Below are 14537 nucleotides of genomic sequence, written 5' to 3'. Positions count from 1 at the left end.
AGTTAGGATTGTGTGATTGCCATGGAGTATGGCTTTGGACATAGGGAGTGCTTTTAGCATTCCTATTCTTTCAATCGATCATATAAAAAACAAGGACTTTGGAGGGCTCATCCATGTCCTTGTTCTCGTTTATAGCAGCTTTTCGAAGGCGGTGGGCTTGAGGACTGTTGCAGATTATATTACTGCTTAATACGCAATATTACAGATTGGGCCGCCTGATTTCCGCTCAAGGGAGCAGGGTTTGTGACTGACTTTTATATGAAGGATTAAAGGTGGGTTATTTCGGACTGTTTTTGTTTAGGTCAGGTTTGGACCAATATATTCTAGCCCGACAAGATCAGAACGATGTATTTTTCTGAAGCCTAAAAATTTCACCGGGGTAGCTGTGGTATCAAAAATATTCATTGAAACCATGCCATTACGCGAAATTCCTAAAAATTGAAATGTGAATTCTCCCATCGTAGAGGTCCCGGATTTATAAAAATGACCCACTCTACCTAGATCAAATTCTTCCGTTAAAGTTTCTTGTGGTAAATAGTATTGCGAATCTCCAGGCTGATCCGGTCTTGAGGGATAGTGAAAATGATAGTGGTTATGATATTGATTCATTAACGTAGCTCCTTTTCGTTCTTTTGTAATTTTATTCACAAGATAGGTATATGCCAAATTTAATAAATGGTTCTTTCGCTAAGTCTTTTTTTGGATATATTTTACAATTTATGTTTAGAATACGGGAATAGAAAAGAATGAACCTGAAGTCCGCATTGAGATTTTAGATGATAATGGGCTAGGCGGCTTTGGAATTGTATTTGTAATAAGCTGCTCCTGATTAGGCCAGAAGTTGGGTCGCCTACAGCAAAATAAAAATAAGACCATACGTTCGCAAAAACCGTATATTTTCTTCAAATTTGGTGTATAATAAGGCTGACTGTTAAGCTTATTCCAAAGGGGATGAAGAATGATGTCAATCCGTTTGAACCCGTATTTTGTATTTAACGGAAACACAAGAGAAGCGCTTTATTTCTATGAAAAAGCGCTACACGGGAGCGTAGTCGCAATCACGACGTTCGGAGACCTGCCGGAAGATCCGGAGCATCCGCTGACCGATGAGATGAAAACGCTTGTGATGCATGCGCATCTGAAGGTCGGTAATGCAGATCTCATGTTTTCCGATACTTTTCCGGGCACGTCGCATCAGGCGGACGGGGATACGGTTCAGATTGCCATTCATCCTGCAGAAGAGGCAGATGCACGGGAGATTTTTGCTGCACTGGAAGACGGCGGTCAAGTGGTCATGCCTCTGCAGAAGACGGATTGGAGCCCTTTGTATGGGATTGTGAAGGACAAGTTCGGCGTTACTTTTCAAGTGAATGTCCCCGGGGAGGAATAACTTGTGGCAAACATCAATCAGAGAATCGTTCCGCATATATGGTATGACAAGGAGGCGGTAGAAGCTGCTCATTTTTACGCTTCTGTGTTCCCGGACTCCAAAGTTACGAGCGTTACCACACTTCATGACACACCGTCAGGCGACTGCGATCAGGTTTCTTTTGAAATTTGGGGGCAGAAGTTTATGGCGATCAGTGCAGGGCCGTATTTTAAGCTGAATCCGTCCGTGTCTTTTTTCGTTAATTTTGATCCCTCACGCGATAAGAGCGCAGCAGAGAAATTAGATGAGGTGTGGAACAAATTATCCGATGGCGGTATGGCTTTAATGCCGCTCGATAAATATCCGTTCAGTGAGCGGTTTGGCTGGATTCAGGATAAGTATGGTGTGTCATGGCAATTGATTCTTACGAATCCGGAAGGTGAAGAGCGGCCTGCTATCATACCGTCATTCATGTTCATCGGTAATAACTGCGGCAAGGCAGAAGAAGCGATGGCCTTCTATTTATCCGTCTTTAAGGATTCACAGCAGGGCACGATTGCCCGCTACCCTGAAGGCCCGGGGCCTGACAAGGAAGGTACCATAATGTTCGCTGACTTCATGCTGGAGAATCAGTGGTTCACCGCAATGGATAGTGCACATGATCATAAATTCAGCTTCAACGAAGCCATTTCCTTCATGGTGAAATGCGACTCGCAAGAGGAGATTGATTCCTATTGGGAGCAGCTTTCTGCGGTTTCTGAAGCCGAGCAATGCGGCTGGCTGACAGATAAGTATGGCGTGTCCTGGCAGATTGTTCCGGCCGCAATGGACGAGATGATGGAGAAGGGTACGCCGGAGCAGCTTGCACGTGTTACGGAGGCGTTTCTTAAGATGAAGAAATTTGAGCTTGCGGAATTGCATGAGGCATATAAGGGCGAATGACTGCATAACCCTTATTCTGTGCTGGGGATTTGCTGTAAACGTGTTGCTTCAGTAATGTGAAAAAAGCGATGAGGGTTGTTACCCCCATCGCTTTTTTGTCGCAGCTGCATTCTTATTTCTCGATGCTATTGCCACCTCTATACTTCTTCCGGTATTGGGCCGGTGTCATTGCGTACACCTTTTTGAAGCTGGAATAAAACGTGTTGAGCGACGAAAATCCGAAATTTTGGACGATGGGCTCAATGGGCGAGTCGGAGGCAATGAGCTCCTGACAGATGAAGCTTAGGCGCTTCTCCGAGATTTTGTCCGTAATGGACTGGTTTGTCTCCGCTTTATATAAACTGCGGAAATAATTAACGGATAACCCCAAATGATCAGCGAGCATTTTTGCGGACAAGTTCGGATCGGTTAATTGTTCTTCAATGAACCGGTCCGCCTGCTCGATCAGGGTCACATTCTTGGACAGCCCGCGGGCAGCTACAATGTCTTCGAGTGTCTTGGTGACCAAGGCTTCCATCCATGGCACCACCTTGTCCATCGTCTCCTGCTGAATAATCTGTTTCTCAATAGAAGTCAGCCCCCATGAACTGGGCAGAGGCTGAGCGGAATGTTCCTGCATGAGCCTGCGTATATCCATAAACAGGGTAATCAATGACATTTTACATTCAAAATAGGACATTTCCCGCAGCTTGACTACGGCTGAGCGTATGACTTCCAGAACCGTATCTGCATTCCCCTTGGGAAGAGCCTGAGCGATCTGCCGCTCTTTGTTCACAGGCAGGTGGTACAGCTCTCCGGGCGCATCGGGCAGCCATGCTTTTACGATGAGCGCTCTGTGTCCGAAGCGGAACCGTTCCTGCGTCAGTTCATACGTCTCCATATATATCTCATGCATATCGGTCAGGCTGGGCAGCGTCCTGCCCCAAGCGACAGTCGTTCCAACTGACAAATACTGCTCTATTAACTGTTGGGAACCTTGCAGCTTCTTCACATATTCTTCGGACAAGGGGGCGGATAGGACAACGGCCACGTGATCGTCACCCATATCCACCGTTTGCAGCTTGTGCTTGGAGGATTGCAGCGACTCTTGAATAATATTGGACATTGCGAACCGGAGCAGACGCCGGTCCTTCTCCGGGTAGGTCTCCGAGAATTCCGAGAAGTGGTCAATCCGGAAGATGGCCACCGACAGCTGATCTACCGGCAGGTCAATGCCCCACTCCAGAAATTGAGAACCTATCTCCTCTGCTGAATGGTAAGTCTCCCCCAGAAAATCCCGTAAAAACCTCTCTCTGCCCAAAAATTTATTAAGCCGCCATTGCTCGGTCAGTTCGTTAATCTGATTATGCTGGGCTATAAACACATTGGATAAGTAGTCAAGTTCATATGTGCTGTATCCCAGACCGGGCTTTTCCGCTTGATGCTGCCGCATTACTCTGGTAATCAGTTCTTGAATGGGCGAGTATACCCGTTTGGAGATCAGCACGATAACGGTCCAGGAGGCTGCGAACAGGGCAATGAACAAGCTCAGGCTAGTGTTGCGAAGAACCGTAATTTTATCCAAAATGACAGACTTCGGTATCGTTTCGATAAAGGTCCAATCCTGGATTCCTTTGATGGAGATGCCTGCGTAAACCATTAGCTGTTCTCCCTGATCACGGGGATGAAAGAGCTTCCATCCGCTCCCGCCCTTAATCACGTGGCTTCTGAGCTCCGCAGTTTGTTCCTGATTCAAAGAAGTGCTGCTAAAAACCGTCTCCTCCCGGTCATTCAGAACCGCAACTGATCTGTCGGCATCATTCGAATTGTCCTGAAGCAGGGTCATGAGATTATCTGTATCTACATTCATAACGAAAGCGGAAATAGAACTACCTCTTTCGTAAAATCTTATGATGGTCATCACCTCTTTGGGCGTATTCCCGGTAAGAGGCAGGGACAAGGTTCTGGGAATGAGCACGCTATGGTTCGCCGTAACCGGATCCTGTAAACGCTTAATAATATCCTGATCGTAGAAAGTTTCCGCATCATTCAATCCAAGTCTGGAATCAACAACTGTATTCGTGTAATCGTTAATGAGGTATACCGAATCGATAGACGGATTGGCGTTCTTGATGTCCATAAGCCGGCTCCATACCTCAAAAGTCTCAAAATCGCTGTAATGATCTGAAAGGGCATATACCTTGAGGGCGCTATCATCACTGGAGGAGAAGCTAAATTCCAGCGCCCATTCCATCAGCCGCGCGGTGTTCTGGGCGCTGTTCACCAGCAAGGATTCGGAATGATCGCCGATCTCTTCCAGAAGCGTCTTGGATGACTGCCAATAGAGCAGCGCAAATGATATACCCAGCACCAGAACGTTTGCACTGACGAAATAAAAAATAAGCTTCATATAAGTAGGATGCTGCTTCAGCGATGCGAGGAGTGGACGTCTGAATTTCATTGCTGGAACCTCCGTAATCATAACTGCCGAGCTCATAAATTGTAGATTTATTATAGCATACCGATTATTTTCGTCTTCAGAATCGTTTGTTTTCGCAATAGTGTTGTTTTTGGGAAGTTTGTAAATCTGCGCTTGCAGGAAGGATTAGAGCTTTTCGGAATTGCCGTAGCAGTGAGGGCTTGATAAGGTGACGGCATAGATAACGGCGTGCTAATGCAATTGCCGGTCTTGATGAAAGGGGGGATATAAAAAGATGCAATACCCAATTAACACCAGTAAAAAGTCTAAACTGAACCATATTGTCCAAAATCCATTTCTTTATGTTATGGCCGTGCCGGGGTTGTTGTTTTTTCTAGTGTTCAGTTATTTTCCCATATACGGGATTATGATTGCCTTCAAAGACTATAATTTTGCCAAGGGAATCACAGGAAGTGATTGGGTCGGTTTTAAAAATTTCGATTACTTTTTTACTTCAGGTGATTTCTGGACCATTCTGCGCAATACGCTGGTGTTGAACATACTGTTCATTTTCTTTACTACAGCCGCAGCCGTTTTAATTGCGCTTATGTTCAACGAAATCCACAATAAGTATTTCAAACGAATATCGCAGTCATTCATTTTTCTTCCTTATTTTATGTCTTGGATTGTGATAGGAATGATTGTCCAATCCTTATTCGGCGGGGAAGAGCCGATGATCAATAACTGGCTGCAAAATATCGGTATGGAGCCGGTCAACTGGATGTTTGAGTCGAAGCTTTGGCCTTATATTCTGACCGTTATCCGCGTGTGGCAAGGGGCGGGTTATCTTTCGATTATTTTTCTGGCCGCGATTACCGGCATATCAGAGGATTTGTACGAGGCTGCCCGGATTGACGGGGCATCCAAGCTGCAGATTGTAATGCGTATTACGCTGCCGCTGCTAGTTCCTACCATCATGATCATGACCTTATTGGCCGTAGGCAAGATTTTCAATGGCGATTTCGCTATGATCTATGCCATCATTGGAGACAACTCATCGCTCTATCCGACTACCGATGTCATTGACACCTTCGTCTTCCGCTCCATGAGACAGCTGCATGACTTCGGCATGTCTTCGGCAGTCGGCCTGTTCCAATCGGTGATGGGTCTGATATTCGTCATTGCTGCCAACTGGGTAACCCGAAGGGTATCTAAAGAATCTGCTTTATTCTAGGAGAAGAACTATGAGACAGAAACAGAGCGCTGCGGATCGAACGTTTACGATATTTGCCCATACGTTCATTTTGTTGTTCACCTTATTTTGTGTGTTTCCTTTTCTGCTGATGATTATCGGCTCTATTACGGATGAACAGGAACTGATTGCGCACGGCTATACTTTGATTCCGCAAAAATTATCGCTGAACGCTTATAAGGCGGTTTTGCAATCGGATGTGCTGTTCAACGGCTATGCGGTCACGATTTTTATCACCGTCGTAGGTGCATTAAGCGCGTTGTGCATTTCCGCAATGCTTGGCTATTCGCTGGCTAACAAACGGAATGTTCTGCAAACACCTTTTCTGTTCTTTTGCTACCTGCCTATGCTTTTTTCCGGGGGTATCATTCCATTTTATATTGTGGTCAGTCAGTGGCTGCATTTGCAGAATACCATCTGGGTACTCATTTTAACTATGTTATGCCAGCCGTTCCTCGTCTTTTTACTCGTGAGCTTCTTCCGCACCATTCCTGAGGAACTGGAGGAAGCCGCAAGAATAGACGGAGCCAATGAAATGAGAATTTTCTATCAAATTATGATCCCGATCTCCAAGCCGATTCTGGCTTCCGTTGGTCTCTTCTATGCTCTGAGCTACTGGAATGACTGGTTTATGGGATTGATGTTCGTGGATAATGAGAAGTTATACCCGCTGCAGTTAATTCTTCGCCGGATGGTATCCAATATGGAAGCTGCCAAGAATCTCATTCCCTCCGGAGCGGCAATTGCAGTGACTCCACCGACCTATGGTGTGCGGATGGCGACAACTGTGCTGACGATCGGCCCGATTGTCCTGCTGTATCCCATGCTTCAGAAGTATTTCGTCAAAGGTCTAACGGTAGGAGCCGTAAAAGGATAAATGGGGGTGTCCGGGATTAACCGGACTAACCCAGTTAATTTCAGAATTTTGTTCATAGATATGGGAGGGTTACGGAATGAGATTAAAAAAATGGGTTGGCACGACAACGGCAACGGTATTGGTATCTTCACTGATCCTGGCAGGCTGCGGAGGCAATACGAAGACTGGCGGCAATGAAGGGAGTTCTCCAAAGAATACGGAAAGTGCTGCACCCGCATCTAAGGAAACGGTGACATTGAAAGCTTATTTTCCGGGGGATAAACCGGTGGGCTTTGACGATGTGCTACAGGCGGTCAACGATAAATTGAAAGCGGATAACGTCGGAGCGGCCTTGAACATCAATTTCTTGCCGTGGACCGATTACGGGAATGCGGTATCCGTGAAGATGTCTGCCGGGGAAGATTTCGATATGTATTTGGATGCCCCATGGATATCCATGAATCAGATGATCGAGGGCAATTCTTTAATGGAACTGGATGCCGCGGTGGCCGAACGTCCGGAGCTCAAAGCATCCATTCCCGAGGAAATGTGGGAGTATAACAAATTCGGCGGAAAAATTATGGGGATTCCGCTCGGTACCACCCAGGGCCAGCTATATGGCCTTCTGATCCGCAAAGATTTGCGCGAGAAGTATGGACTTCCCGAGTTGAAAACCTTGGGTGATTTGGAGAAATTCTTGTATATGGTCAAGGAACAAGAGAAGGATGTCAAGCCCTTCGTCATTAACGGCATCAAAGCTGATAAACTTCCGTTTATCCTGAGCGAATCCGCTAATCAGGCGCTGGATGAAGTGCTGGAAATCGGTGTCAACATGTTCGCCTATTCCATCAAGGACAAGAAAGTAATCGGCCAATGGACCAGCCCGGTGATTGCTGATGGTTATGACCGCGTCACCCAATACTACAAGGACGGCATCATTTCCAAAAATATCGCACAGGAGCAGAATGCAGAGACACTGTTCAAGCAGGGGAAATATGCGGCCACTTATTATGCGGCGGATGGTGTGGAGGGATTGAAATATTCGGAAATGCTGCAAGACGGCAGCGACAAGCTTGAGATTTTCATTCCGAACGGGGATAAAGCCAAGCCGTATACCGCTTTCCAGCAATGGAATTTCCTGTGTATCCCGGCGGCCTCCAAGCACGCTGATTTAGCTATGGACGTAGCCAATTGGTTGTCCATTAAGGAAAATCACGATCTGATGGAATACGGCATTCAAGGGAAGGACTGGGAACCGGTCGGGGATTCGAGCTATAAGGTGCTGTCCAGCTATTCATTCCCGGGGTTCGTGCTAACCTGGCGGCCAACGCTGAACCGCACGCCGGACACGATGATGAAGGATGACAAGAAGTGGTTCGACTTCTCTACCAACCCGGCCAATTTCACACTTAGTCCAACAGCGGGCTTCAACTTTAACGCTGAAAAGGTGAAGACGGAATATGCCAAAATCACTCCACTTCACGATTCGACCTTCCTGCCGTTTAGCCAGGGCCTGGTGCCTGCTGCTGAAGGCAAGGAGATGATGGAGAAAAAAATGGCGAGCCTCGGCGGACAAAAAGTGATCGAGGAAATTCAGGCGCAAATCGATGCGGTCACTGCCGGTAAATAAAAGCACTTAAAATACTGAAAGAGGTACTTCATATGAACATACAGCGCAGTGCGCAAAATCCTGTTATACGGGCCCGGGATGTCGCCCCCTCCCGTCCCGACTTTCGGGTGCTGGGTGCGTTTAATGCAGGTGTTGCGCAGTTAAAGGATGAAACGATCCTTTTACTGCGTATTGCAGAAGCGCCGTTATCGGACCGGGCGGACGAAGTGCTCGTCCCCAGGTTGAATGAAGAGGGTACGGAGGTACTTGTAGAACGTTACGACAAGACCGATCCGGGCTATGATTTCTCCGACTCGCGCTTCGTTGCGAAGGATGGACGAACGGTTATGCTCACCTCCTTATCTCATCTGCGGGTGGCGCGAAGCAAGGATGGCATTCATTTCGATGTGGAGCCGCATCCGGCCTTATTTCCGGAAAATGCCCTGGAAGCGTGGGGAATTGAAGATCCGCGTGTGACCCAAATTGGGGATATCTATTATATTACTTACAGCTCTGCTTCTGCCCGCGGCGTTGGCGCCGGCCTGGCAGAGACCCGGGATTTCCGGACATTCAAACGCCGCGGACTTATGCTGGCTCCCGAGAATAAGGATGTCATGATCTTCCCGGATAAAATTAACGGCAAATATTACGCTTTGCACCGTCCGGTGCCCAAGTCATTCGGCTCTCCCGAGATGTGGATCGCCGAATCGCCCGATCTCGACCATTGGGGGAATCACCGCTTCCTGATGGGGCTAAGCGAACAAGGCTGGGATTCGGCCCGTATGGGCGGCGGGGCGGTTCCGATTCGAACCGAACGCGGCTGGCTGGCGCTGTACCACGGAGCGGACAGCAAGCACCGCTATTGTATGGGCGCGGTGCTGCTTGATCTGGAGAACCCTGCCAAGGTAATTGCGAGATCACGTGTACCTGTATTGGAGCCGGAAGCTGCCTATGAGGTGAATGGATTCTTCGGTAAGGTCGTGTTTTCGTGCGGAGCCCTGCTGCTGGATCAGACGGTCCGTATGTATTACGGTGCTGCAGACGAAGTGATGGCAGTGGCGGATATACCGCTGGAGGATATATTTAATACGCTAGTGTAGAAGGCTGAAGGCAGTGCGAGCTGCCTTCTTCAATCCATAAAAAGGAAAGCGCTATCATAAACGATTGAATTTAGATAGACAAAGGAGCGCATGTACATGACTGACAAAAGGCAAAGGTTTGTAAAGAGATGGACATGTCTTGGTATTGTTTGTTTGTTGATATCCTCCATAGGGTTATATTCACCCGCATCGGCGAGCACGCCCGGGGCGGCCAACGTTTCTCCAGAGATCGCTGAAATAAAATTGATGAAAAACCGGACGGCGGCATTTTATGTCTCCAAGGATATTATCAACGACGGAACGAACGGCCGGGTCGAATGGACCTACAAATCTCAGGCCGGCACGTACTTAACCAATCAAAATTCCAATGGAAGCTGGGGGGATGTAGATTATGCGAGTACGGCCTCCAGTGCCAATGGGAGGGCCTGGTCGCCTTATCTCGCATTAGACCGGCTGCAGTCGATGGCTCAGGCGTTTGCTGACCCGAAGGGTCCATACTATCATAATGAAACCCTGTTAGGAGGCATTCAAAAGGGGCTGGACTATTGGTTTACGGTGAAGCCCACTTCCACCAACTGGTGGGAGACCGGAATCGGCAAGCAATTAAGGCTGGGGAAAATCGCGCTTTTATGTGAAGGCTATTTAACTGAAACGCAAGCTTCCAATATAATCGGCACGCTGGATAGCAGCCCGCACACTGTCGATGGTGCCAACTCGTCCTGGTACAATCAGAATTATATGATCCGCGGCTTATTGCTGGAGGATGCCCAGATTGTCCGGAACGCTGTGGAAGCGTTTAACGTGCTGTCGAATGTGACGGCGACTGTGACGGGAATCCAGTCGGACATGTCATTCTTCATGCATGGCAAAACGAATTATACGACGGGCTATGGAAGAAGCTTTGCCAGAGATATGTCATTCTGGGCGTATGTAACTTCGGATACCTCATTCTCGTACAGCAAGGCGGCGATTGATTCGTTATCGTCCTACCTGCTGGACGGCACCAGGTACCTCGTGAGAGGCGATGTTGCCGATCTAGGGATGGGGATGAATGGACCAGAGTGGCCGGATTATGCGAGTGCAGCCTTGACCTTCTATGAAGATCCGCTGCAGTGGATGCAGGCGGCCAATCCGAAGCGCGCTGCCGAGTTTGCGGGTTTTCTTGAGAACATCCGCAGTATTGGTACGAGCACGAGCAACGGACTGGATGCTAGCAATATGACGCAATGGCAGACGCTAGTCTCCTCGCATATGCGGGATGATTATGGAATTACGGTCAAGATGTCTTCCAGCACGGTCAAAGGCGGCGAGTGGAGAACCATTAATCCTAGCGGATATAACCTGCTCTACTGGACGCCGCAAGGAGCCACTGCCATTCAGAGAACCGGGGATGAATACAGGACTGTTTATCCGCTGATGGACTGGGCTCATGTTCCAGGTACGACGGCACCGTATGTACTCACGAAGGATGCGAATTTCAACAATCCCAAAACATTTGTAGGCGGCGTGACCAACGAGCGTTATGGAGCCACAGCGTTTGATTTCAACAAGCTGAGTACAAGCGGCAAAAAAGGCTACTTCTTTTTCGATGATGAAATGGTGGCGCTAGGCACAGGTATCGCTTCAACTAACGCTGCGCCGGTCCATACAACATTGAACCAAAGTCTGGCGGCAGGGGATGTGCTCGTAGACGGAAAAGTAATAGCGGACGGAACGGTGCAGGCTAACGGGCGCTGGGCATATAACGATAAGACCGGCTATGTTTTCCCGAATCCTACCGGCTTTCAAGTGAAGCGGGAGACGAAGACGGGAAAATGGGGCGATGTCATCACGGGAAGCTCGGCGGAGCCGATCACCAAGCCGGTTTTTTCAATATGGCTCGATCATGGCGTGAAACCGACTAACGCTTCCTATGAATATATCGTATTGCCGAATAAAACCCCTGAAGAGGTCAGCAGCTACGCAAGCGTGAGCCCGAGCCCGGTCAGTATTCTTGCGAATACACCGTCGGTTCAGGCAGTCCGGCACAATTCCCTTGGCATTGCGGAATTGCTGTTCTATCAACCCGGGACGGTGACGCTAAGAGACGGCTTGACGGTCACAGCTGACCAACCGTCCATGGTGATCATTGACGAATCCGTGACACCTGTCCGCATCTCGGTTGCTAATCCCGAAACCCCGGGGATTACAGTGAACGTAACGCTGAACCGTAACGGAGAAAAAACCACAACAACCTATAGACTCGGCAAGGATACGTTTACCGGCCGGAGTATGACCCTAAACGAGGGAACCTCTCTCGACGACAGAGGGTTCGATCTCGCTTACAGTAAAGGGGCGACCGCTTCCTCCAGCCAAGGCAAGCAATTTGCCTCGAATGCAACCGATCTATACAGAAGTTCCTATTGGAGTTCAAGTGCTTCGGACAACGAGTGGATTTATGTCGATCTGCAAGATCAATATATGATCCATAAAGTTAGGCTAAATTGGGAAAAGGCGTATGGAAAAAGCTATAAAATTCAAGTGTCGGAGGATGCTGTCACCTGGAAGGACGTTTATACAACTTCTATGGGGGATGGCGGAATCGACGAGCTTTCCTTTGGTAAGGTCAATGCCAGGTTCGTCCGGATGCTGGGCGTTCAGCAGGGCACCGGGGACGGCTATTCGCTTGCAGAATTTAATGTGTTTGAGGCGGTGGCACCCAATCTCGCCGAAGGCATGAAGGTAACGGCAAGCTCGGCCAGAGCCGCCGACGTGTCTCCCGGTAATGCGGTTGACGGGTCATTGACGACCCGCTGGGGATCTAACTATGCTGATCCGCAGTGGATTTACGCCGATCTTGGCTCCAGCCAGCCCATTGCGAAGGTCATGCTGCATTGGGAAAGTGCGTATGGGAAGGAGTACCAAATCCAGGTTTCTGACAACACGAAGGACTGGAATACAGTATACAGTACCGCCACCGGAGACGGAGAAACCGATGAGATCTCCTTCGAACCGGTGAATGCAAGATACGTCCGGATGTATGGTACGAAAAGAGCGACCACGTACGGCTACTCGCTCTGGGAATTTAAAGTGTATGGTCCAGAGAACGTACAAAAGGTTCCGGCCCGGGTTGAACTAGAAGCGACGCCATCTTCCGTGGCGGCTGGAGGCAAAGTGTCCGTTACAGGTGTCGTCTACGATGGCGCCGATCTTCTGGTCCCCGGCGTGGAGGTCGAAATCGCGTCTGCATCGGGCAGCATCGAAACGGCTAAAGCAGTAACGGACGTTAACGGCCGGTTCAACACGGTTTATACCGCGCCTTCCGCAGCCGGAGAAGTGACGATCGCGGTTGTCCTGCCTGCAAGTCCGACCGTGACGGATACGGTTACCGTATCCGTGAACCAGGACGTACAAGTGCCCGCCCGAATCGAACTTCAGGCAGCGCCGTCTTCCGTGACATCCGGAGGCATCGTGTCCGTTACGGGAGCCGTCTACGACAGTGACGATCTTCCGGTATCCGGCGTAGAGGTCGAGATCGCGGCTGCATCGGGCAGTGTCAATGACGCCAGTGTGGTAACGGATGCGAACGGCCGGTTCAGCACAGTCTTTACAGCGTCGTCTGCTGCCGGAGAAGTGACGATTACAGCAGCCTTGACCGCGAATCCGTCTGTGAGCGGGACGACTACCGTTTACGTAGAAGGGGTCGTACAAGTGCCCGCCCGGATCGAACTCCAGGAGGCACCGTCTTCCGTGATGGTTGGAGGCAAGGTGTCCGTTACGGGAGTCGTCTACGACGGCGGCGATCTTCCGGTCCCGGGCGTAGAGGTCGAAATTGCGGCCTCGTCAGGGAGCATTGAGAGTGCCAAAGCAGTAACAGACGCGAACGGCCGGTTCAGCACGGTCTTTACGGCGCCTTCCGCAGCCGGAGAAGTGACGATTACAGCCGTCTTGACGGCGAGTCCGGCCGTGACGGATAAGATTACCGTCTCCGTAATTAAGGCTGCACAAGTACCCGTTCTAATCGAACTCCAGGCGACGCCGTCTGCCGTGACGGTGGGAGACGATGTATCCGTTGCGGGAATCGTCTACGACAGTGACAATCTTCCGGTCTCTGGCGTGGAGGCCGAAGTCGCGGCTTCGTCGGGCAGCTTCCAAAGCTCAAAGACAATCACGGATGCGAACGGCCGGTTCAGCATGGTCTTTACGGCGCCTTCCGTAGCAGGAGAAGTGACAATTACAGCCGTCTTGACCGCAAATCCGTCCGTTACGGGGAAAATAAACGTTTCCGTAAACGAGCGTTCAAACGGCGAAACCGGAGGCCATTCGGGAGGAGGAGCTCCCGTGAGTCCGCCGGTAACTCCCAATAATCCGAACGTTAATCCAAGCGATGATCCAAACGGCGGTTCGGACACGCCGGACGTTCCGGTACCCGGTCATGCCTTCGCGGATGTTGGCGGTCATTGGGCCGAAGCCAATATCCTGGAAGCAGAGAAGAGGGGAATGATCACAGGTTATCCGGACGGCTCGTTCCGGCCCGATCGCACGGTAACGCGCGCTGAATTCGCGGTGATGCTGGCGAATTCGCTGAAGCTTCAGAACGAGGAAGCAATCCTGTCCTTCAAGGACACTGACCGGATCGGGCAATGGGCCAAGGCAGCCGTTGCGCGAGCCGTAAGCTTGGGTCTTATTCAGGGCGATAAGAACAGTAACTTCCGTCCAGATGCGCCCTTGACGAGATCGGAAATGGCCGTGATGCTGGCGAGAGCCTTAAACCTGGCACCCGAAGCTCGTTCCGCCGGATTCGCAGATGACCGCGACATACCGGTCTGGGCGGTTGGAGCGGCAGCCGAGATGAAGAATCTGGGGATTATGCAGGGTAAGGGTAATAACTGCTTCTTCCCGAAAGATGCCGCGACGAGGGCGGAAACGGTCACGGTTCTGCTCAGAATGCTCGCAGCGAAGGATCAGGAATAGAAAGTAGAACAAATTCGGCCAGGAAAACCTGCTTGAGGGCAATTGAAGGAATGAACCC

The 14537-nt window shown here is 49.7% G+C and carries 9 protein-coding genes; 7 read left to right on the top strand and 2 right to left on the bottom strand.

What is annotated here, in order from left to right; genetic code table 11:
• Window positions 1-297: 297 nt before the first annotated feature.
• Window positions 298-609, bottom strand: coding sequence for a hypothetical protein (locus MKZ24_RS03590; protein WP_042132795.1), 312 nt, complete (start codon window positions 607-609; stop codon window positions 298-300).
• Window positions 610-961: 352 nt separating this feature from the next.
• On the opposite strand from MKZ24_RS03590, the gene MKZ24_RS03585 reads away from it, so the two are divergent.
• Together MKZ24_RS03585 and MKZ24_RS03580 are read left to right on the top strand one after the other, a co-directional pair.
• Window positions 962-1390: a VOC family protein gene (locus tag MKZ24_RS03585; RefSeq protein ID WP_340790036.1), complete on the top strand. Its 429-nt coding sequence runs from the start codon at window positions 962-964 to the stop codon at window positions 1388-1390.
• Between the two features lie 3 nt (window positions 1391-1393).
• Window positions 1394-2311 carry a VOC family protein gene (locus MKZ24_RS03580; protein WP_340781324.1) on the top strand — a complete coding sequence of 306 codons (918 nt, stop codon included), beginning with the start codon at window positions 1394-1396 and terminating at the stop codon, window positions 2309-2311.
• A gap of 112 nt (window positions 2312-2423) precedes the next feature.
• Here the strand turns inward: MKZ24_RS03580 and MKZ24_RS03575 are convergent, their stop codons facing one another.
• Complete coding sequence (locus MKZ24_RS03575; protein WP_340781323.1) at window positions 2424-4751, bottom strand: helix-turn-helix transcriptional regulator; 2328 nt, start codon at window positions 4749-4751, stop codon at window positions 2424-2426.
• 253 nt (window positions 4752-5004) lie between these two features.
• Here MKZ24_RS03575 and MKZ24_RS03570 point away from each other — a divergent pair, with 253 nt between their 5' ends.
• The 5 genes from MKZ24_RS03570 (at window position 5005) to MKZ24_RS03550 (ending at window position 14479) form a co-directional block, all read left to right on the top strand.
• Window positions 5005-5943: an ABC transporter permease gene (locus tag MKZ24_RS03570; RefSeq protein ID WP_042132799.1), complete on the top strand. Its 939-nt coding sequence runs from the start codon at window positions 5005-5007 to the stop codon at window positions 5941-5943.
• A gap of 10 nt (window positions 5944-5953) precedes the next feature.
• On the top strand, window positions 5954-6838 hold the full coding sequence (locus tag MKZ24_RS03565; RefSeq protein ID WP_039296857.1) for a carbohydrate ABC transporter permease: 885 nt from the start codon (window positions 5954-5956) through the stop codon (window positions 6836-6838).
• Between the two features lie 76 nt (window positions 6839-6914).
• Window positions 6915-8447, top strand: coding sequence for an extracellular solute-binding protein (locus MKZ24_RS03560; RefSeq protein ID WP_042132800.1), 1533 nt, complete (start codon window positions 6915-6917; stop codon window positions 8445-8447).
• Between the two features lie 32 nt (window positions 8448-8479).
• On the top strand, window positions 8480-9526 hold the full coding sequence (locus MKZ24_RS03555; protein ID WP_042132801.1) for a glycoside hydrolase family 130 protein: 1047 nt from the start codon (window positions 8480-8482) through the stop codon (window positions 9524-9526).
• A 246-nt stretch (window positions 9527-9772) separates the two neighbouring features.
• Complete coding sequence (locus tag MKZ24_RS03550; RefSeq protein ID WP_340790035.1) at window positions 9773-14479, top strand: polysaccharide lyase family 8 super-sandwich domain-containing protein; 4707 nt, start codon at window positions 9773-9775, stop codon at window positions 14477-14479.
• The last annotated feature ends 58 nt before the right edge of the window (window positions 14480-14537 follow it).

The sequence above is a fragment of the Paenibacillus sp. FSL R7-0297 genome (genome assembly GCF_038009025.1).
In the GTDB taxonomy this organism is placed as follows: domain Bacteria; phylum Bacillota; class Bacilli; order Paenibacillales; family Paenibacillaceae; genus Paenibacillus_AQ.
The sequence above is the reverse complement of the archived record's forward strand: the minus strand, read 5'-3'. Positions and strand labels throughout refer to the sequence as shown.